The sequence below is a fragment of the Pseudoclavibacter chungangensis genome (assembly GCF_013410545.1).
Taxonomy (GTDB): Bacteria; Actinomycetota; Actinomycetes; order Actinomycetales; family Microbacteriaceae; genus Pseudoclavibacter; species Pseudoclavibacter chungangensis.
This window is the reverse complement of sequence record NZ_JACCFV010000001.1, coordinates 1,084,985-1,104,331: the sequence shown is the minus strand read 5'-3', so window position 1 is coordinate 1,104,331 and position 19,347 is coordinate 1,084,985. Positions and strand designations below refer to the sequence as shown.

At 72.2% G+C, this 19,347-nt stretch carries 16 protein-coding genes; 8 read left to right on the top strand and 8 right to left on the bottom strand.

Features of this window, described 5'->3' with window-relative positions; genetic code table 11:
- Nucleotides 1-53: 53 nt before the first annotated feature.
- The 6 genes from HNR16_RS04920 to HNR16_RS04895 form a co-directional block, all read right to left on the bottom strand.
- The gene (locus HNR16_RS04920; RefSeq protein ID WP_158040495.1) at nt 54-1,889 is read right to left on the bottom strand and encodes an LmeA family phospholipid-binding protein; all 1,836 of its coding nucleotides are present in this window, start codon (nt 1,887-1,889) and stop codon (nt 54-56) included.
- 88 nt (nt 1,890-1,977) lie between these two features.
- Nucleotides 1,978-3,111 carry a hypothetical protein gene (locus HNR16_RS04915; protein WP_179558006.1) on the bottom strand — a complete coding sequence of 378 codons (1,134 nt, stop codon included), beginning with the start codon at nt 3,109-3,111 and terminating at the stop codon, nt 1,978-1,980.
- 196 nt (nt 3,112-3,307) lie between these two features.
- Nucleotides 3,308-4,156, bottom strand: coding sequence for an LmeA family phospholipid-binding protein (locus HNR16_RS04910; RefSeq protein ID WP_158040496.1), 849 nt, complete (start codon nt 4,154-4,156; stop codon nt 3,308-3,310).
- A 2-nt stretch (nt 4,157-4,158) separates the two neighbouring features.
- On the bottom strand, nt 4,159-5,820 hold the full coding sequence (gene argS / locus HNR16_RS04905) for an arginine--tRNA ligase (RefSeq protein WP_158040497.1): 1,662 nt from the start codon (nt 5,818-5,820) through the stop codon (nt 4,159-4,161).
- Nucleotides 5,821-5,895: 75 nt separating this feature from the next.
- Complete coding sequence (locus HNR16_RS04900; RefSeq protein ID WP_158040498.1) at nt 5,896-6,690, bottom strand: transglutaminase-like domain-containing protein; 795 nt, start codon at nt 6,688-6,690, stop codon at nt 5,896-5,898.
- 52 nt (nt 6,691-6,742) lie between these two features.
- Entirely contained in the window at nt 6,743-8,761 is a 2,019-nt protein-coding gene (locus HNR16_RS04895; RefSeq protein ID WP_158040499.1) for an FAD/NAD(P)-binding protein, read from the bottom strand.
- A gap of 233 nt (nt 8,762-8,994) precedes the next feature.
- Between HNR16_RS04895 and HNR16_RS04890 the strand changes: the two genes are divergently transcribed.
- Genes HNR16_RS04890 through HNR16_RS04875 form a run of 4 tightly spaced genes read left to right on the top strand, consistent with a single transcriptional unit; the run spans nt 8,995 to nt 13,581 of the window.
- Entirely contained in the window at nt 8,995-10,221 is a 1,227-nt protein-coding gene (locus tag HNR16_RS04890) for an LLM class flavin-dependent oxidoreductase (RefSeq protein WP_158040500.1), read from the top strand.
- The gene (locus tag HNR16_RS04885; protein ID WP_158040501.1) at nt 10,218-11,618 is read left to right on the top strand and encodes an NtaA/DmoA family FMN-dependent monooxygenase; all 1,401 of its coding nucleotides are present in this window, start codon (nt 10,218-10,220) and stop codon (nt 11,616-11,618) included. Before HNR16_RS04890 ends, HNR16_RS04885 begins: the two co-directional genes overlap by 4 nt.
- Nucleotides 11,615-12,448, top strand: a complete 834-nt coding sequence (locus HNR16_RS04880; RefSeq protein ID WP_158040502.1) for a DUF1684 domain-containing protein — start codon at nt 11,615-11,617, stop codon at nt 12,446-12,448. Before HNR16_RS04885 ends, HNR16_RS04880 begins: the two co-directional genes overlap by 4 nt.
- Nucleotides 12,445-13,581 (top strand): LLM class flavin-dependent oxidoreductase, encoded by a 1,137-nt coding sequence (locus HNR16_RS04875; protein WP_158040503.1) that lies wholly within the window; start codon nt 12,445-12,447, stop codon nt 13,579-13,581. The genes HNR16_RS04880 and HNR16_RS04875 overlap by 4 nt, the downstream gene beginning before the upstream one ends.
- A gap of 93 nt (nt 13,582-13,674) precedes the next feature.
- Here the strand turns inward: HNR16_RS04875 and HNR16_RS04870 are convergent, their stop codons facing one another.
- Together HNR16_RS04870 and HNR16_RS04865 are read right to left on the bottom strand one after the other, a co-directional pair.
- Nucleotides 13,675-15,057 carry an NAD-dependent succinate-semialdehyde dehydrogenase gene (locus HNR16_RS04870; protein WP_158040504.1) on the bottom strand — a complete coding sequence of 461 codons (1,383 nt, stop codon included), beginning with the start codon at nt 15,055-15,057 and terminating at the stop codon, nt 13,675-13,677.
- Between the two features lie 116 nt (nt 15,058-15,173).
- Entirely contained in the window at nt 15,174-16,148 is a 975-nt protein-coding gene (locus tag HNR16_RS04865) for a CPBP family intramembrane glutamic endopeptidase (protein WP_179558107.1), read from the bottom strand.
- 145 nt (nt 16,149-16,293) lie between these two features.
- On the opposite strand from HNR16_RS04865, the gene HNR16_RS04860 reads away from it, so the two are divergent.
- From HNR16_RS04860 to HNR16_RS04845, 4 genes are read left to right on the top strand one after another with little or no spacing between them, the layout of a single operon-like run.
- Nucleotides 16,294-17,451, top strand: coding sequence for a sensor histidine kinase (locus tag HNR16_RS04860; protein WP_158040505.1), 1,158 nt, complete (start codon nt 16,294-16,296; stop codon nt 17,449-17,451).
- Nucleotides 17,448-18,071: a response regulator transcription factor gene (locus HNR16_RS04855; RefSeq protein WP_158040506.1), complete on the top strand. Its 624-nt coding sequence runs from the start codon at nt 17,448-17,450 to the stop codon at nt 18,069-18,071. Before HNR16_RS04860 ends, HNR16_RS04855 begins: the two co-directional genes overlap by 4 nt.
- A gap of 58 nt (nt 18,072-18,129) precedes the next feature.
- On the top strand, nt 18,130-18,519 hold the full coding sequence (locus tag HNR16_RS04850; protein ID WP_158040507.1) for a cupin domain-containing protein: 390 nt from the start codon (nt 18,130-18,132) through the stop codon (nt 18,517-18,519).
- Nucleotides 18,516-19,316, top strand: coding sequence for a class I SAM-dependent methyltransferase (locus tag HNR16_RS04845; RefSeq protein ID WP_158040508.1), 801 nt, complete (start codon nt 18,516-18,518; stop codon nt 19,314-19,316). The genes HNR16_RS04850 and HNR16_RS04845 overlap by 4 nt, the downstream gene beginning before the upstream one ends.
- Nucleotides 19,317-19,347 lie beyond the last annotated feature (31 nt).

Below are 19,347 nucleotides of genomic sequence, written 5' to 3'. Positions count from 1 at the left end.
GTCGGTTTCTGGCACCCCGCCATGGTACCGGCGGGCCCGCACCGGCTCCGACGTCAGATGCAGGACCAGGCCTCGGCGAGTCCCTGGGGCGTCGGTGCGGCGCCCGTCACCGACCACGTCAGCACGAATCGCCCGCTCTCGGTCGTGATGTCCTCCATCGTGCCGTCGAGTCCGGAATCCGCACACAGCCCGAGTTCGACCGGGTCGCCGTCGCCGAGATCGAGGTCGTATCCGAAGAGGGTCATCGTGTAGTTCGTCGGAGAGAGGACGATCTTCCCGTCCTCGGCGTGGATCTCGAGGTCGTGGGTGACGACGATGCCGTATGCGGACGTGTACTCGAAGTGCAGCGCGTCGCCCGAGAGTTCCGTCGAGGTGAGTTCGAGTCCGTCGGTGAGCGACGTGTCGATCTCGTACTCGAGCAGTTGCAGGAGCGCCTCGGGGTCGGCGCCGAGCGTGACGTCGACACGCCCCGCGGGGCCGTCGAGGCCGACGGGAACCTCGTGGAGATCGAAGGTGGTCGAGAGCGACTCGCCATCGACGCGCTGGTCCGGCGCCTCGATGTGCACGTGGTCGATGGTCCCGCCCATCGCCTGCAGGAGCGAGCTCCCGCCGTCGACGATCTCGGCCGAGAACGGTCCCTCGACGGCGTCCCCCGCGTCCGTCGTGAGCGCGATCGATGCGGCGAGATCGTCGATCCTGCCGGCCGTCTGCGCGCGGGTGATGAACTCGGCGGCGACGACCCCGGCGACGAGCAGGACGACGACCGCGACCGAGGTCCAGATCCACAGTGCAGGTCGGGCGCGTCGCGCGGCGGGAGCCCCGGCGCCGCCGTGTGGGGGGAACGGTGGTTGTCCGCCGTGCTCCCCGACCGTCCGAAGTCCGTACACGGGCACCTGTTGGGGCCGGCTGACGTCGAGTGCCCCGCGCTCGGCCGCGGGACCGGACGGATAGCCGGTCGGGTCGTAGCCGTGCGGATCGTAGCCGCGCGGGTCGGAGCCGCGCGGGTCGGAGCCGGGCGAAGGGGCGCCGCTCGGTGTGATGGGCACGAGGCTGCCGTGTCCGCTCGCACGCTCGGGGACACCGAACGTCGCGGACCCACCGTCGACGGGCGGTCGACCCGTCGGCGCTGCCTGCCCAGGATCCGCGAACGGTCCGGGGCCGAACTGTTGCCCGGAGCCCGACGGCTGCCCGGGTCCCACGGGCTGCCCGAAACCCGACGGCTGCCCGGAGCCCACGGGCTGCCCGAACGCGGACGGCTGCCCGAAACCCGACGGCTGCCCGGAGCCGGCGGGCTGCCCGAACGCGGACGGCTGCCCGTAACCGGGCTGCGGCGCTCCCGCGCCCGGCTGCGGGTCCGTCCCCGCGTCCGGTCGAGCCTGCGGGGGCGCCGGCGTTCCCCACACCGTCCCCGCGGGTCGATCCGCGCCGCCGGCGTGCGAGCCGTCGTGCGGCGAGACGTGGGGCGAGGGCGGACCGAACGCGTCGGGCGCCGAGCCGAACGGTTGCCCCGTGCCGGTGCTCGCTCCGAACGGTGCAGCCCCGAACGGTGCCGCCCCGAACGGCGCCGGCTGCCCACCCGGTGCGGGGAAGGCGACCGTCGGCGCCGCAGGCGCCCCGTCGGCGGCGTGGGGCGGCCGTGCACCCTCGTCGTCCTCCGAGCCATCCGTTTCGAGCAGGTGGAGGGGCACGGTCATGGCGTCCTCGTCGGACGCGGGCCCCCGCTCCCAATCGGCCGTCGCGCCCGGGTTCCCGCCCCAGCCCTCCCCCGCGCCACGAGGCGCGAACGGATCGGTGGGGAACGCCTCGGTCGGTGTCGCGTCGGCGTGGCCACCGGTGACCTCACCCCACCACGGGCGGCCGTCGCCACCGCGTCCGTCTCGCTGGTCCATGGGCCTGTGCTCCGTTCGATCCCACACCTGGTCGCGTTCCTGCTGACGAGCGTCGCCCCGGTCGAGAGGACCGGGGCGACGCTCGACATCAGCTCCCCAGACAGTCCCCGATCGTGCTGAGGTTGTCGAGCCTCGCGGCCTCACCGCTCACCGTCCAGGCGGCACTGATGCCGCTCTTCTTCACATCGATCGAGGTGAGTTGCGGATCGCCACCCGAGAGGCTGCCGCAGATCTCCCGAGTCGACGTGGGGTCGCGCGGCAGCCCGAGGTCCTGCGTCTGCGACCCCAGGACGACCGTCGCCTTCGTCAACTCCGTGACGAGGTTCCTGCCGTCTGCCGAGAACGTGAAGTCCATCTGGACCTCGGCGCCCGGGACGTCCGGGTACGCGAAGGTGATGGTGATGCTTCCGTCGTTCATGACGACCTTGTAGTCGTCGGCGAAGTCTTCGATGCTGTTGCCGTTGACCTCGGCCATCGCGATCAACGCCTCACCGCTCACGGTCGTGACGGTGTCGATCCGTTCGGCGGGCTTCGAGAGATCCGTCGGCTGGTTGGTCACGGTGAACGTCGTCGCGGGGTCGTTCCCGCCCGTGAAGACGAGCTGGTCGTACACGCTGCGGAACAGGTACAGCCCTCCGGGCGGCTCGACGGTGAACGCGGCGGCCTCACCGTCCGGCTGCTTGATGCTGACCGCGGCCGCCTTGTCCTCGAGGGCCGAGACGGCGCCCGATCGCGTCACGAGTTCGGCGATGAAGAACCCACCGACGAGGAGGACCACGAGCGCGACGGCACCGAGCGAGATGAACAGCGGCGTCCGGTTCTTCCTGGGCTGCGGGGGGCCGCCGAACTGCGCTCCGGGTGCACCGTACTGCGGCGTGGCCGGGACCACGGAGGTCTGCTGGCCGTAGGGCCCCGCGGACTGGCCGAAGCCGCCCCCCTGCCCGAACGAGCCGCCCGGCTGCGGTGAACCGTAGCCACCCTGGCCCTGCTGCGGCGAACCGTAACCGCCCTGACTCGGCTGCGGCGAACCGTAACCGCCCTGGCCGGGCTGCGGCGAACCGTAGCCACCCTGGCCGGGCTGCGGCGAACCGTAGCCACCCTGGCCCGGCTGGGTCCCGTAGCCTCCCTGACCCGGCTGCGGCGAACCGTACCCGTTGGAGGGCTGCTGCCCCCAACCGCCTGGCTGCCCGCCGTTGCCCGGAGGGAATTGCTGAGAGGACATCTTTGCTTCCTTCGACTCGTGACGGTCGCGACCGCGACGGGGGAACGGGGAGAGAGCGGTTTGCGTGACCGCTCTCGTGACACCGACATTCTCACGTCGTGACGGTTCCTGTAACCCCCGCGCAGGCTGACCTCGGAGTCGTCACGGAGGATGATTCTGGGCTCCGGCGCGTCGGCGTCGGTCTCACGCGCCGGGTTCAGCGGCAGGTGCCGCGCTGACTCAGGGTCTGCTCGTCGAGGGCGATGGTGGTAGCCGTCACACGCACGGTCAACGTGCCCGGCGCGATCTCGACCCCGCTCAGGTGGATCCCCGGCGGCAGGTAGCTCGCCGAGCAGATCGGCACGGTGACCGTCGAGGCGTTCGGGAGGATGCTCGTGGCATCGAAGTTCACGGGGCCGCCGACGAGCTGGAGCTTCGTCGCCTGGACGATGAGGCGATCCCCCTCCACGTGCACCTGCGCCGCGACGTCGATCGTGTAGCTCGTGCCGAGGAAGTCGACCGCGGTCGCGTACGAGATGTCGCCGTCGCCGAGCACGATGCCGCCCGTCGCACCCGGCACGGGGACGAGGGCGTTGAGGGAGTCCTGCGAGAGGGTGACGGACCCCGTGAGCTGTTCGACGCCGACACCGTCGGCGACGGAGACGCCGTAGGCATCGACCGTCGCATCGATCGTGATTCCCGCCACCGCGAGTTGCGGGGCATGCAATTGGACGTGATCGAAGTGACGGTTCGCGAGCTGCCACAGGGCGGAGAACCCGCCGACGCTCGTCTGCACCTCGCCCGAGGTGCCCTCCGGCATCGACTCCTCGACGCTCTGGGAGATGCGCCACTGGACGAACAGGCGCGCACCGACGTCGACGAGGACGAGGCCCGCGATGATGCACGCGAGCACGACGCCGAGCTTGACGAGCGGGTGCCAGCGGCGCCGTGGCGGGCGGGGGTCGTTCGCCCCGTCCCGCGCCGTCACCTTCTCGTCGCCTGCGCCGTCCGGCGCCGGATTCGGAGCGGCGACGATCTCGCCGGTCCCTGGAGCGCGTGCGGTCATCCCTACATCCGTTCGGGCGCGTGCACGCCGAGCAGGCCGAGGCCGTTGCGCAGCACCTGGCCGGCCGCGTCGTTGAGCTGGAGGCGGGTACGGTGCACGTCGGCAACCTCCTCATCGGCCCGAGGGATCACACGGCGGGCGTCGTACCAGCGATTGTAGAGGCCGGCGAGCTCCTCCAGGAAGCGTGCGACGCGGTGCGGTTCGCGCAGTTCCGCCGCCTGCGCGACGACACGAGGATACTCGCGGAGCGCTCCGAGGAGGGCCGCCTCGGTCTCGTGGTCGAGGAGCGATGGGTCGAAGGTCGACCGGTCGACGCCCGCCGTGGCGGCGTTGCGGTCGACCGCGCGGGTGCGCGCGTGCGCGTACTGCACCGAGTAGACGGGATTGTCGTTCGTCCGCGAGGCGAGCAGGTCGAGGTCGATGTCGAGGGTCGTGTTCACGCTCGAGCGGACGAGCGCATAGCGCCCGGCATCGACGCCCACGGCCTCGACGAGGTCGTCGAGGGTGACGATGTTGCCGGCGCGCTTCGACATGCGGACGGGCTCGCCGTCCCGCACGAGGTTGACCATCTGCCCGATGAGCAGTTGCAGGTTCACGTTCGGTTCGTCCCCGAACGCGGCGACCATCGCCATCATGCGACCGATGTAGCCGTGGTGATCGGCGCCGAGCATGATGAGGTTCTCCTCGAAGCCGCGCTCGCGCTTGTCGAGGTAGTAGCCGATGTCGCCCGACATGTACGTCGGTTCGCCGTCCGAGCGCACGATGACACGGTCCTTGTCGTCACCGAACGTCGTCGTGCGTAGCCACGTCGCGCCGTCGGCCTCGAAGACGTGGCCCTCGTCGCGGAGCCGCTCGATGGCGCGCGAGACCGCACCGGAGGTGTGCACGGTGTCCTCGTGGAAGAACACGTCGAAGTCGACGCCGAACTCGTGGAGCTTCGCCTTGATCTCGCCGAACATGAGCTCGACGCCGTCGTGGCGGAAGACCTCCTGTTGCGCGTCGCGATCGAGGGCCGCGAGGTCCTCGCTCGTGTTCGCGGCGACCTGGGCGGCGATCTCGCCGATGTATGCACCGCCGTAGCCGTCCTCCGGCGTGGGCTCGCCGAGGTAGGCGGCGAGCAGGGAGCGGGCGAACCGGTCGATCTGGGCGCCGTGGTCGTTGAAGTAGTACTCGCGCGTGACGTCGGCCCCCGCGGCCTCCAGGACGCGGGCGAGGCTGTCGCCGACGGCCGCCCAGCGCACGCCGCCCATGTGGAGCGGGCCCGTGGGATTCGCGGAGACGAACTCGAGGTTGATCCGACGGCCCTGCAGGGCGTCGCCGCGGCCGTATGCGTCACCCGCCTCGACGATCGTGCGGGCGAGTTCGCCGGCGGACGCGACGTCGAGCGTGATGTTGATGAAGCCGGGTCCCGCGACCTCGGCGCGCGCGATGCCAGGGTCCTGCGCGAGGCGCTCGGCGATGTCGGTCGCGAGCTCGCGCGGGTTCGTGCCCACGCGCTTCGCGAGCCGCATCGCGACGTTCGACGCCCAGTCGCCGTGTTCCCGGTTCCTCGGGCGGTCGAGCACGAGGTCGGCCGCGGTCACGTCGATCTCGGCGCCCCCCTCTCGCGCGTCGAGGGCGGAACGGACGGCGGCGGCGAGTGGGGTGGAGAGGTCAGCGGTCACAGCGCCCCATCCTAGGCGCCCGCGCGGGGGCGGATCGCCGTGCGGACCGAGCGTCGTCGCTCGCCGACTGCGCCGTCAGCGAAGCTGGACGTGCGCCGTCGGGTCCTCCTCCACGGTCTCCGAGGCCGTCGCGTCGACCGACATCGACCTGAGCCGCAGATTGGAGAGCGTGTTGCTGAGGAACGCGGTGTCCGACGCGTCACGCCCCGTGGCGATGCGCTGCATGAGCGCACGCGGCGCGAGCCTGGTCGCGTCGACGACGAACCAGGCGCCGTCGACGTACGCCTCGGCCACGGCGTGGAAGTCCATCGGGCGCAGGCCGGGCGCGTAGACCGACACGAGCCTGGCCGGCATGTCCCGCGCCCGCAGCATCGCGATGACGAGGTGCGCGAAGTCGCGGCAGACGCCCTGCCGCTTCAGGTAGGTCTCGCGCGCGCCGTCGGTCGGGAGGCTCGCGCCCGGCACGTAGCGGAGGTGGCCGGCGGTCCAGTCGACGACGGCGTCGAGCAGTTCGAAGCCCGTGAGGCCGCCGAAGAGCGCCTGGGCCGACGGGCCGAGCGCATCGGACTCGCAGTACCGGGACGGCCGCGTGTAGAGGATCCGGTCGATCGGTTCGGGCCGGTTCGGCTCGGCGTAGCCGTCGATCGTCGCGCGGTAGCTCAGGTCGATCGTCTTCGCGGAGGTCTCGAGGCGGTGCAGGCGGCACTCCGCCCGGTCCACGATCTCGGTGAGCTCGAGCGGCTCCCCGTCGCCGACGACGGTGAGCTCCTCGGAGGTGATCGGCGAGAGGTGGTGCGCGGCGACCGAGAAGACGATCGTGGCGGGGCTCGCGAGGGTCAGGTGGAGCTGGGATTCGACTTGCCGTTGCACCGCGGCATTGTTTCACGATCCGATGTCGACGACGGGCCCGGGCGCGTCGCGCTCACGTGAGCACGACGACGCCGTCGAACCCGCTCACGGGCTCGCGCGCGGGATCGGGCGCGCTCGGGCCCGCGAGTCCGCGCAGCACGGCGAGCTCGTCGAGGACGGCGCGTGCGACGACGTCGTTCTCTCGGAACGAGAGCGCGTTCGTCCTGGGGCGCGAGAACGCCCCGACGAACGGCGCGGACGTCGACGGGCCGATCGCGAAGCGGCGCGCGTGCGGCGAGCCGTCGGCGCGGACCACGCGCGAGTCCTCGGGGCGCACCTCGATGCGTCCCGTCGCGGCGCGTTCGGCGCCGTCGTCGTGCACGTGCAGCCGCCCCGCGCCCGAGACGACGAGATCACGGAGTGCGGGATCGTCGCTGTGCTCGGCGTCGAGATCCGGCAGCCACGCGTCGACGAGCGCCCGTGCGCGCACGGGCGCCGCGAGATTCGCCCCGCGGGCGACGAACTCGCCCGTCTCGCGGTCGGTCGTCACGTCGACACCGCCGCCGAGGAACCCGAGGACGCCCGCCGCCGAGAGCGCGTGCAGCTCGCGCAGCCGATGTCCGGGCGGGCCCGACGCGATGCTGCTGAAGTACAGGCCCCACGATCCGCGCAGGTCCTGCGCGACCGATCGCGCGGTCCAGTTCGGCGCGTCGGCGATCTCCGCGACGGCGAAGTAGGCGTGCAGGAGCGAGGTGAACAGGGCGGCCGACTCGCTGTGCTTGGGGCGCTCGCGCCGATCGAGGTCGTCGGCGATGTACGCGCGCAGGGCGTCCTGGAGGGATTCGACGTCGTCGAACGTGCGCCCCGCGAGCGGGTGGTGGGCACGGTCGATCTCGAAGCGGTCGCGCTCGTCGGGGACGAACTCGGCGATGAGCTCGGCCGCCTCGACGCTGCGCGCGTCGACGACATCGAGCCGCTCGACGAACGACGCCCACGTCCCGCGGACGCGCTCGGGGTGCGCCGCGAACAGCTCGTGGTAGTAGCCGTGCAAGAGCTCCTTGTGGACGAGCGGGAGCACGTGCACGCGGAAGTCGAGGCGGGGGCGGTCGGCGACGAGCGTGCTCGCGATCTCGCGCGAGAAGTAGCGCGGCGTGACGGGCCCCGCGAGCATCGGCACGGTGACCTTCGCGTGGTACGGCACACCACGACGCGAGCCGAACCACAGGTGGGGCTCCTGGCCGGAGGGTGTGTAGCGCAGCGTCCCGTCCGCCTGCTCGTCGAAGCGGCCACCGCGGCCCTCGTACAGCAGCACCATGAGGTCGATCGCGGCGAGCCCCATGCCGCGCACGATGACGGGCTCGCCCGGCTGGAGTTCGCCGAAGTCGGCGTCGGCGGTGTAGCTGGGCGGCACGTAGCTCGCGCCGGTGTCGCGCGCGAAGGACTCGAGGCTGCGCTCACGCTCGGTCGGTGTGCGCCCCGAGTGGCCGAGCGCGTAGACGACGAGGTCGACCGTGATCACCTCGCCCGTCGACATCTCGATGCGCTGCGTGCCGTTGTCCTGGTCGGTGACCGAGGTCGCGGTCGCGACGTGGTGGCGGACGCGGGAGCCGGCGGGGAGCTTCGCGATGGCCCGACGCGCGAACCAGTCGAGGTACTGCGCCTGCAGGCGTCGCGTCGCGAACGATCCCGGGCCGAGCCCGGCGAGCTCGGCCGCGAGCGCGGGCTCGGTCGCCGGGTCGATGTAGACGTCGGTGATGCGCCCGTCGCGGACGTCCGCGGCCCACTCGGCGAGGCTCGGGCCCGGGGCGATCGGCCCGTCGATCGTCGATGTCTCGTCGGTGAACATCGTCACGTCGGCCGCGAGGGAGTTCATCTTGAGGAGCGCCGATTGGTCATCGCGCCAGATGCGGCCGGCCCCTGCCGGGAACGGATCGATGAGGTGGATGACGACCGGCCCCGTGCCGAGTTCCGGCGAGCTCGCCGCGAATCGCTCGATCCAGCCGACGCCGCGCGGACCGCCGCCGACGACCGCGACGCATCTGGCGCCCCTCGCGGGGTCCCGATCGACGAGTCTGATCGCGCAATCCGACATGCGGCTCCCTTCGCGGTCGCCCGGCCGGCGACCATGTCACGGTAACGAGTGCGCTCGACGAGTCGATAGCCGTGCTCGTCATGTGACGTCACGGGCACCGGGTCGCGGCCACACAACGCTCGCGCGGGCGGGCTGCATTCCGTGTGACGCCGTGTGAAGCTCCGCGACATCGGCGGCGCAATTGTGACGCGACGCGTTTGCGGTCGGACGGGCCCCGGGCGGAGCGTTGCGGCATGACGAAACCCGACGAGGCCGACGGCCGAGACCGTCCCCCGATCCTGGCCGTCGCCCTCGACGGCGCCGGCTGGCACCCCGCCGCATGGCGGGCGGACGGCGCCGAGCCGCGTGAGCTCACCTCGATCCGGTATTGGCGCTCGCTCGTGGCCGACGCCGAGCGGGCCGGGGCGGACCTCGTGACCTTCGAGGACTCGTTCGGCGCACCGCACCGTGACGACGCGGAAACACAGCGACACGTCACGGCGCGACTCGACGCGCTGCTCGTCGCCTCGGCGGTCGCACCCTCCACGAGCAGGATCGGTCTCGTGCCGACCGTCACCGTCACGCACACCGAGCCGTTCCACGTCGCGACCGCACTGCAGACGCTCGACTTCGCGAGCCTCGGACGTGCCGGTTGGCAGGTGCGCGTCTCCCCGAGCGCCTCCGAGCGGTCCCTCACGGGCCGCCGGGACGTCGCGATCCCCCTCCCGTACGAGGCGGACGACCCCGAGACGGCCCGTCGCGTGACGGCCCTGTTCGACGAGGCCGGCGACGTCGTCGAGGTGTCCCGACGACTCTGGGACAGCTGGGAGGACGACGCGATCATCCGCGACGCACCGACCGGCCGGTTCCTCGACCGCGACCGCATCCACAACGCGAACTTCGAGGGCGACACGTTCGCCGTCGAGGGCGCATCGATCGTGCCGCGCTCACCGCAGGCGCAGCCGCTCGTCGCGGCGCTCGCCCACGCGAGCGTGCCCTTCGCGTTCACGGCCGAGCACGCCGATCTCGTCTACACGACGCCGCACGACGAGGCCGACGCGATCGGAATCCTCGCGGAGCTCGGCGAACTCGCGGAACGCGCCGACCGCCCCGCGCGGGGACTCGCACCGCTGCGCCGTCTCGCCGATCTCGTGGTCCTGCTCGACGAGCGACCGGGCCGAGCGGCGGCCGAGCTCGCACGCCTCGACGAACTCGACGGCACGCCGCTCGCATCCGACGCCCTCGTGTTCGCGGGGACGCCGGACGAGCTCGTCGACCTCGTGCGGTCATGGACCGCGCTCGGCTTCGACGGCGTCCGGTTCCGGCCCGCGCGCCTCCCCGGCGACCTCGCGGCCATCGCCGAGACCGTCGGACCCGCGCTCGTCGGCGACCGCTCCGACGAGCGCCCGGGCACGCTGCGCGACCGACTCGGCCTCGAACGTCCCGCCAATCGATACGCAACGAACAGGGTGTCCGCATGACCGACCGCACGACGCCACGCGTCCACCTCGCCGCCCACTTCCCGGGCGTCAACAACACGACCATCTGGTCCGACCCACGCCACGGCAGCCAGATCGAGTTCGCGGCGTTCGAGCACTTCGCCCGCACCGCCGAGCGCGGCGTGTTCGACTACCTCTTCCTCGCCGAGGGGCTGCGTCTGCGCGAGCACCGCGGCCGCATCCACGACCTCGACGTCGCCGGGCGACCCGCGACGCTCGCCGTGCTCGCGGCGCTCGCGGGCGTGACCGAACACATCGGACTCGTCAGCACGCTCTCTGCGACGTTCAACGAGCCGTACGAGCTCGCACGCCAGCTCGCGACACTCGACCACCTGTCCGACGGTCGGGCCGGCTGGAACGTCGTCACCTCCCCCGACGCGTTCCACGGCGCGAACTTCCGACGGGGCGGATTCCTCGACCCCGCCGACCGGTACGTGCGCGCGGGCGAGTTCATCGACGCGGCGCGCGTCGTGTGGGGGTCGTGGGCCGCGGACCAGCCCGTCGCCGACCGCACCACGGGCGAGTTCGCGGCCGCGGGGAGCGGCGAGTTCGCGTTCTCGGGAACCCAGTTCGACATCCACGGTCGCTCATCGGTGCCGCGCAGCCCGCAGGCCTTCCCCGTCGTCGTGCAGGCGGGCGACTCGGCCGACGGCCGCGACCTCGCCGCCTCACGGGCCGAGGTCATCTTCTCGCGCCACGGGGAGCGCGACGAGGGCATCGCGTTCTCGGAGGACCTCACCGCGCGGCTCGCCGCACGCAGCCGCTCGCGTGATTCGCTCCGTATCCTCCCCGCCGTCACGTTCGCGCTCGGCGACACGGCGGAGGAGGCCGACGAGCAGGCGCGCCTCGACGCGCTCGGGCAGGTGTCGCCGCAGACGGCGATCTCCTTCCTCGAGCAGGTGTGGGGTCGGGACCTGTCCGCGTACGACCCCGACGGGCCGCTGCCGGACATCGAGCCCGACGTCGAGAACGTGAACGTGACGCGCGGCCGGGTCCGACACGTGAAGGACCCCGCCCCCGTCGTCGCCGCCTGGCGCGAGCGCGCCGCGAACGAGAACCTCAGCATCCGCGAACTCGTCATCGCGGTCTCGGCGCGGCCGCGCTTCGTCGGGACGCCGCAGACCGTCGCGGAGCGCATGATCGAGCACGTCGCGGCGGGTGCGAGCGACGGGTTCACGCTCGTCGGTACCCGCTCACCCGACGGGCTCGACGAGTTCACCGACCGCGTGGTGCCGATCCTGCAGGAGCGCGGCGCCTACCCCGAGGCCTACCCGGAACGCGCCACGCTGCGCGAGCTGCTGGGCCTCCCCCATCCCGACGTGCCGGATCCCGCCCCCGGCCGCCCGACACCCGAACGAATCGAGGAGCCGACCCGATGACCGAAACGACGACCGCCCCCACCGACGGCGCGGCCTTCGCCCTCGCCTGGGGCGAGTGGCACGACGAACACGAGCGCAGGCGCGCCGACCCGCACGGCTTCCTCGCCGTCACGACGATCGAGTTCCTCGATGCCGAACCGCGGCGCGTCGAGGGCGTGCCCGGCCTGTGGTCCACGAGCGAGGCCGGCCCCGTCGTCGAACTCGACGCGGACGACGAACCGCTCGAACTCGACGGCGTCACGCTCTCCGGCCGCCACGAGTTCGGCCCCATCGCGGAGCGCGACGGGCTGCTCCTGCGCTCGGGCGACACGGTCGTCGAGCTCGCGAAGCGCGGTGGCCACGACATCGTCCGGCCGCGGCACCCGGGGACACCGCTCCTGCGCGACTACACGGGCACGCCGACCTACGTCCCGAATCCCCGCTGGGTGGCGCACGGCCGCTTCGTGCCGTTCGACGAGCCGCGACCCGTCACGGTCGGTTCCGCCGCGCCCGGGCTCGAGCACGTGTACGATGCACCGGGCGTGGTGGAGTTCGAGCTGCGCGGCGAGCCGCTGCGACTCACGGTCTTCGGCGGCCACGGAGGCGGCTACCTCGCGCTGTTCACCGACGAGACGAGCGGCGTCACGACGTACGCCGCGAACCGGTCGCTGTCGATCGCGTCCCCGGACGCCGACGGCGGCGTCGTGCTCGACTTCAACCGCGCCGTGAACCTCCCGTGCGCGTACACCGATCACGCGACGTGTCCCCTGCCGCCCGCCGAGAACCGGCTGCCGGTCGCGATCGAGGCCGGCGAGAAGACGCCCGTCGAGCGGCTGCGGGCCGCCTCGTGAGGGTCCAGCTGCTCGACATCATCCCCTACCGCACGAATCCCGTGTCGGGCCGGCTCGTCAGCCCGGCCGACCGGTTCGCGCAGGCCGTCGACAACGCGCGACTCGCCGAGGCGCTCGGGCTCGACGCCGTCTCGATCGGCGAACGCCACGCGGGTGCGTTCCTGTCGTCGTCGCCGACCGTGCTGCTCGGTGCGATCGCCGCGGTGACCTCGCGTGTGCGACTCCAGACGGGCGTCACGGTGCTCCCCCTGCACGACCCCGTGCGCATCGCGGAGGACTACGCGACGCTCGATCAGCTCTCGCGCGGCCGCCTCGAGATCACGATCGGCAAGGGCAACGAGACCCGCCAGTACCCGCACTTCGGGCTCGACATCGAGGAGCAGTGGGAGCTGCTCGCCGACAAGTACGAACTGCTGCGTCGCCTGTGGCGCGAGGAGGACGTGGACTGGGCGGCGACGCCGTACACGCGTGCCCAGACCGGCACGACGACCCTGCCGCGGCCCTACGCCGGAGCCCCGCGCGTGTGGCACGGCTCGGCGACGACACTGACCTCGGCGCGTCTCGCGGGACGCTGGGGAGACCCGCTCTTCACGGCGAACGCGATCCAGCCCCTGCCGAACTACGCCGTGCTCGTCGACCACTACCGGCAGACGTACGAGCGTGCGGGCCACGACCCGCGCTTCGCCTACGTCGGCGCGGGTTCCGGGCCGCTCGTCGTCGCCGACACGACGGCCGAGGCGAAGGCGGAGTACGGGCAGATCTACGAGAAGTTGCGCGCCGCGACGAACGTCCCGGGCAACAACTCCCCGTACCGCGACATCGATCACGCGATCGCCGACGGGCCGGCGCTCGTCGGCTCACCGCAGCAGGTGATCGACAAGATCGGGACGTTCCACGCCGCCTTCGGGCACGACGTGCAATCGGTGAGTCTGCCGACCACGCTGCCGCTCGAGCGGCAGCAGGAGATCCTGGCGCGCTTCGCGAGCGAGGTCGTCCCCGTGCTCCGTCGCGAGTTCCCGACGACGCTCTGGTCGGACGAGGACCCCTACGGCGGCCGCCCGGCCGCGGCCGGTGGCACCGTCGCGGACGCCGCCGCCGAGGTCGAACGGACGCGCGCAGCGAGCGTCGTCTGAGCGCGCGGACACGACGAGGACGGCCCCGATCCGAGTGGATCGGGGCCGTCCTCGTCGCTCACCGCACCGGCCGGCCGACCGGTGTGGTGCCGCTCACGCCTCCTGGGGCGCGTCGGCGATGCGGATGAGCTTCTTGTTCACGAACTCGTCGATACCGAGCGAGCCGAGCTCACGACCGGAGCCGGAGTTCTTGACGCCACCGAACGGGAGCTCCGCCGAGTCGCCGCCGACCTGGTTGACGTAGACCATGCCGGCCTCGAGCCGCTCCGCGACCGCGAGCGCGGCACCGTGGTCCTCGGAGATGACGACCGAGCCGAGCCCGTAGGGCGTGTCGTTCGCGAGCTCGATCGCCTCGTCGACCGACGCGACCCGGTACACCTGCGCGACGGGACCGAACAGTTCCTGCCGGAAGACGGGGTTGTCGGGCGAGACGCCCGTGAGCACACCGGGCGTGATGAACGCGCCGTCGCGCTCACCGCCGACGAGCGTCGCACCACCCTCGACCGCGCTCGCGAGCTGCTTCTCGAGCGTGACCGCCGCCTTCTCGCTCGAGAGCGGGCCGAGGTCGCCGCCCTCCTGCGTCGGGTCGGTCGCGACCGTGAGCGCCTGCATCGCGGCCGTGAACTTCTCGACGAACGCGTCGTAGTACTCGTCGAGCACGATGAGCCGCTTCGAGCCGTTGCACGCCTGGCCGCTGTTCTCGAGCCGGCCGGCGACGGCCTTCTCGACCGTGTCGTCGAGGTCGGAGGTGGACAGCACGATGAACGGGTCGGAGCCGCCGAGCTCGAGCACGACCTTCTTGAGGTTGCGACCCGCGATCTCCGCGACCGCGGCGCCCGCGCGCTCCGAGCCCGTGAGCGAGACGCCGCGCACGCGCGGGTCCGCGATGATCTCGGCGATCTGCTCGTGCGAGGCGAACAGGTTCGTGTACACGCCCTCCGCCGCACCCGCGTCGTCGAAGATGCGCTGGATCGCGAGCGCCGACTCCGGGCACTGTTCCGCGTGCTTGAGGACGATGGGGTTGCCGAGGATGACGTTCGGCCCCGCGAAGCGCGCCACCTGGTAGTAGGGGAAGTTCCACGGCATGATGCCGAGCAGCGGCCCGAGCGGGTCCTTGCGGATGATCGCGAACCCGCCACCGAGCGCGTCGATCTTCTGGTCGGCGAGGAACGTCTCGGCGTTGTCGGCGTAGTACTGGTAGATGTCGGCCGAGAACTCGACCTCACCGCGGGCCTGGTCGATGGGCTTGCCCATCTCGCGGACGATGATCTCGGAGAGCTCGTCGATGCGGTCGCGGTGCAGTTGCGCGACCGCCCCGATGAGCGCGGCACGTTCGGCGACGGTCGTGGCGCGCGACCAGTTCGTGTACGCGGCGAACGCGCCCGCGACGGCCTGCTCGACGTCCGCGGCCGATGCGGTGGGGAAGGTCTCCCCCGTCTCGCCGGTGGCCGGGTTGACGACCTCGTAGCTCGTCATGAATCCTCCTTGAATCGATGCGATGGTTCCGCGTCTCCCGAACATAGGGCACGACCCATCGGATCGGTGGGGTGCGGCCGGGAATCGGCGGACGGTCCGATCCTAAATGAGCGCCGTTAGTTTTCAATGGGTGCGCCGGACGTCGCACGCACGGCGCCCCGTTCACGTCTCCGTCCGAGGCGGAGCACCGCGACACCGACGAGGACGAAGCCGAGGATCTGGCTCAGGAGCACGGTGCCGTCGTCGTTCGCCTCGAAGGGCACGAGCCGCAGGCCGATGTGCAGACCCCAGTGGATCCCGACGCTCCCCCAGACCGACCCCGTGACGTGGAAGAACGCGGCCGCCGCGAATCCGAAGGCCCCCGCCGCGAGCGCGTAGAGCGACCGCTCCCAGGCGCCCTCGGCGCTCGACTGCGAGACGAGGTGCAGCACTCCGAACAGGAGCGAGCTGAGGACGATGACGCCCCACGCCGGCATGCGGCCACGCAGCGCACTCATGAGGTGTCCGCGGAAGACGAGCTCCTCGGGGAACGCCTGGCTGCACAGCGCGTACACACAGCTCAGCACGAGGAGCAGCGTGAGCTCGCCGGGGCCGACGGTCTCGGGCGCCGTGAATCCCCACGCCCCACCCGCGAGGACCTGGCCGACGAGCGCCGACGCGGCGACGATCGCGAACGCCGCGAGCGCCGCGGGCACGACGAGCCACAGCCGGGAGACGGGCAGGATCCCGATGGTGCGGAACGGCAGGCGGGCGAGCCGGCGGAGCAGGAACACGACGAGGATCGCTGTCGCGCACATCGGCACGGCGATGCCGAATGCGAGGAACGACGCCGTGACCGGGGTGAGGTCGTCCCCCGCGAGCGGCGCGAGCAGGAACTGCGCGAGCATGCCCGCGGGGATCATGACGACGAGCGTGAGGACGCTCGAGACCGCGACGGTCACGGGATGCCGCCAGAAGCGCACCCGTCGTGTCGCGAGGTCCGTCGTGGCGGCGTCGTGGCCGGGAGCCGGCCGCGGCCGCCCGGCGGGGCCCGCGAGCGGCACCGAGTGCGCCCGCGCCGCATCCGTGTGAGATGTCCCGTGGTCCGACATGTCGTTCCTCCGTTTCGCCGGTCGAGCACCGTCCCTCGATCGTCCGTCGACACCGCCTCGCACCGCGCGTCCCGAACGGCACGCATCCGCATGACCAAGGTCACGACCTCGGTCCGCCGCGAGCGCCCCGACGTACATTCGCTCTATGTCGCATCGACCGCTCGGACGCGCGCACCCGCAGTACATCGACCTCGCCTTCGCGCTCACGCTGGCCCCGGCGGTCATCGACTTCCTCGTGCAGTCCGCCTGGTCGCTGCTGCCGCCACCGTGGCTCGGCGCCCTGAATCTGCTCGCGGTCGTGGGGCTGTGGTTCGTGCTGCGCTGGGACCGGCGCCGACCGGTCGTCGGCGTGGCACTCGCGATCCTGTTCGTGCTCGTCGCGCTCGCGCTCGGTCTGACCGCCTCGGCCGGTATGCACCTGTTCGTCCCATTGCTCGGTTTCGCGAACCTGTCGTTCGTGATCGGCCCCCGTGTCACGACCCTCGCGGTCGGTGGGGTCGTCCTCCTCCTTTCGGTGACGCAGTGGCTCGTGTTCGACGGGGAGCCGGGCACCGTGCTCGGCACGGGCCTGCTCATGACCGCGGGCGGCGGACTCGCCGTCGCGCTCGGGGCGACGGCCGCGCGCGCGGAGGGGGAACGCGACGAGGCGCTCGCGCTCGCCGCACGCATCCGCAAGCTCACGCTCGCCGAGGAACGCGCGCGGATGAGCCGCGAGATGCACGACTCGGTCGGCCACCACCTCACGGTCGCGACGATGTCGCTCGGTAACGCGTCGTTGCTGCGCGGCGGCGACGAGGAGGGCGCGTGGACGCAGATCGAGGGCGCTCGATCGAGCGTCGAGCGTGCGCTCAGCGAGACGCGCCTGTGGGTGCGCGCCCTTCGGCCGACGTCGCTCGACGAGCGCGGACTCGTCGGCGCGCTCCGAGCCCTCACCTCCTCCTCCGGGGGCATCGACGTCCGCCTCGACGTCGAGGGACCGGCAGACGAGCTCGCGGCCGAGGCGGCGCTCACCCTGTACCGGGCCGCGCAGGAGGGGGTCGCGAACGCGGTGCGCCATGCGGGCGCGAAGCGGGTGTCCGTCGCCGTGCGGGTCGACGGAACGGCGACCGAGTTGCTCGTGGTGGACGACGGCGTGCCCGCGCACGAGGTCGTCGAGGGATTCGGTCTCTCGGCCCTGCGCGAGCGGGCCGTCGCGCTCGGCGGCACCATGACCCTCACGCCCGGTTCCCCGGATCGGCCCGGCACGACCCTCCGCGTGCACGTCCCGTCCCACGACATCGACGCGACGGGGCGTGCCGGATGATCCGCGTCCTCGTCGTCGACGACCAGCCGCTCATCCGCGATGCCCTCCGCGTCATGCTCGGGACGACCGACGATCTGCGGGTCGTCGCCGACGCGGCCGACGGCCTCGGCGCCCTCGACGTGCTCCGATCCGTGGTCGTCGACGTCGCACTCGTCGACGCGCGCATGCCGGGACTCGACGGACCGGAGCTCATCGAGCGTCTGCGTGAGCCCCATCCGCGAGTGCCGTGCATCGTGCTCACGACGTTCGACGACGAGGAGCTGCTGCTCCGGGCGCTCGGCGCGGGCGCGAAGGGATACCTCCTGAAGGACGCATCACCGGGCGACATCGGCGACGCGGTCCGGCGCGTGCACGGGGGCGGGACGGTGCTCGGTTCGGTCCCCGCCGAACTCCTCGTCGCTCGAGTCCTCGCCTCACCCCGGGGCGGGCCGACGACAGCCCCTGATCTCACCGAGCGCGAGCGCGAGGTGCTCGACGCCCTGCTCGAGGGACTCTCCAACCGCGAGATCGCGCAGCGCCTGTTCCTCTCGACGGGCAGCGTGAAGAACGTCGTCACGAGCGTGCTGCGCAAGCACGGCGTGCGCGACCGGGCTCGCCTCATCGCGCACTACGCGCGCTGATCGGCGTCGCGTTGCCCAGGCAACGGCGCGACCCGACGCGCGCGCATAGATTCGGGGCATGACGAGCCCCGATGTGTCCCCCGTCGACCTCGCTGCACTCGGCACCGAGCTGCTCGACGCGGCACGCTCGGCCCCTGCACGACGGGCCGCCCGATCGGTTCACGCGGGCGAGCTGCTGCGACAGACGGTGCTCGCCCTGCTCGACGGGACGGCGCTCGGCGAGCACGAGAGCCCGCCGGAGGCGACGCTGCAGATGCTGCGCGGCCGGGTCGTGCTCGTCGGCGACGGACGGGAGTGGGACCTCGTGGCCGGCACGCTCATCGGCATCCCGCCGGAGCGGCACGCCGTGCGTGCGATCGAGGACAGCGTGTTCCTCCTCACGGTCCGGCACGAGGCGCCCGCGAGCGGGACGATCGCCGACACGACGCGAACGGGAGCGGAGCGATGACCGACGAGACGAGGGTGCCGTTCGAGGAACGCGCGGCGGCGAACACGCCGGGACACTGGCTCCTCGCGCGGCTCGGGAAGCGGGTCCTCCGCCCCGGCGGGCTCCGGCTCACGCGCCGCCTGCTCGCGCACGCCGACATCGCGGGGGCGGACGTCGTCGAGCTCGCGCCGGGGCTCGGCCGGACCGCGATCGACGTCATCGCCGCGCATCCGGGCTCGTACACGGGTGTGGAACGTGATCCGGACGCGGTGCGCCTGACGGCGCGCGCCGTCGGCGACGCGGGGCGCGTCGTCGAGGCCGATGCGGCCGAGACGGGGCTCCCGGCCGCAAGCGCGGATCTCGTGATCGGCGAGGCGATGCTCACGATGCAGTCCGAGCGCGGCAAGCACGCGATCGTCTCGGAGGCCGTTCGGCTGCTCCGGCCGGGCGGTCGCTACGCGATCCACGAGCTCGGCCTGCATCCGGACGACCTCGATCCGGACGTCACGAGCGCCCTCCAGCGGGACCTCGCCCGCACGATCAAGGTCAACGCCCGGCCGCTCACGGTCGCGGAGTGGCGCGCGCTGCTGGAAGGCGCCGGGCTCGTCGTCGAGTGGACGGGCAGCGAGCCGATGGCGCTCCTGCAGATGCGGCGGAACCTGGCCGACGAGGGGCTCGTCGGCACGCTGCGCATCCTCCGGAACGTGCTGCGCGACGCCGATGCACGGCGACGCGTGCTCGCGATGCGTCGCCTGTTCGCCGCGAACGAGGACCGGCTGCGCGGCGTCGCGCTCGGTGCGAGACGACCGGCACGCTGACGCGTCGGCGGGCGTTCCGCGCCCGACCGAC

What these genes read in the sequence shown, in the direction of transcription:
- HNR16_RS04920 (WP_158040495.1), bottom strand. Translation starts at nt 1,889, where the DNA reads ATGGACCAGCGAGACGGACGCGGTGGCGACGGCCGCCCGTGGTGGGGT.
- HNR16_RS04915 (WP_179558006.1), bottom strand. Translation starts at nt 3,111, where the DNA reads ATGTCCTCTCAGCAATTCCCTCCGGGCAACGGCGGGCAGCCAGGCGGT.
- HNR16_RS04910 (WP_158040496.1), bottom strand. Translation starts at nt 4,156, where the DNA reads ATGACCGCACGCGCTCCAGGGACCGGCGAGATCGTCGCCGCTCCGAAT.
- HNR16_RS04895 (WP_158040499.1), bottom strand. Translation starts at nt 8,761, where the DNA reads ATGTCGGATTGCGCGATCAGACTCGTCGATCGGGACCCCGCGAGGGGC.
- HNR16_RS04890 (WP_158040500.1), top strand. Translation starts at nt 8,995, where the DNA reads ATGACGAAACCCGACGAGGCCGACGGCCGAGACCGTCCCCCGATCCTG.
- HNR16_RS04885 (WP_158040501.1), top strand. Translation starts at nt 10,218, where the DNA reads ATGACCGACCGCACGACGCCACGCGTCCACCTCGCCGCCCACTTCCCG.
- HNR16_RS04880 (WP_158040502.1), top strand. Translation starts at nt 11,615, where the DNA reads ATGACCGAAACGACGACCGCCCCCACCGACGGCGCGGCCTTCGCCCTC.
- HNR16_RS04870 (WP_158040504.1), bottom strand. Translation starts at nt 15,057, where the DNA reads ATGACGAGCTACGAGGTCGTCAACCCGGCCACCGGCGAGACGGGGGAG.
- HNR16_RS04865 (WP_179558107.1), bottom strand. Translation starts at nt 16,148, where the DNA reads ATGTCGGACCACGGGACATCTCACACGGATGCGGCGCGGGCGCACTCG.
- HNR16_RS04860 (WP_158040505.1), top strand. Translation starts at nt 16,294, where the DNA reads ATGTCGCATCGACCGCTCGGACGCGCGCACCCGCAGTACATCGACCTC.
- HNR16_RS04855 (WP_158040506.1), top strand. Translation starts at nt 17,448, where the DNA reads ATGATCCGCGTCCTCGTCGTCGACGACCAGCCGCTCATCCGCGATGCC.
- HNR16_RS04850 (WP_158040507.1), top strand. Translation starts at nt 18,130, where the DNA reads ATGACGAGCCCCGATGTGTCCCCCGTCGACCTCGCTGCACTCGGCACC.
- HNR16_RS04845 (WP_158040508.1), top strand. Translation starts at nt 18,516, where the DNA reads ATGACCGACGAGACGAGGGTGCCGTTCGAGGAACGCGCGGCGGCGAAC.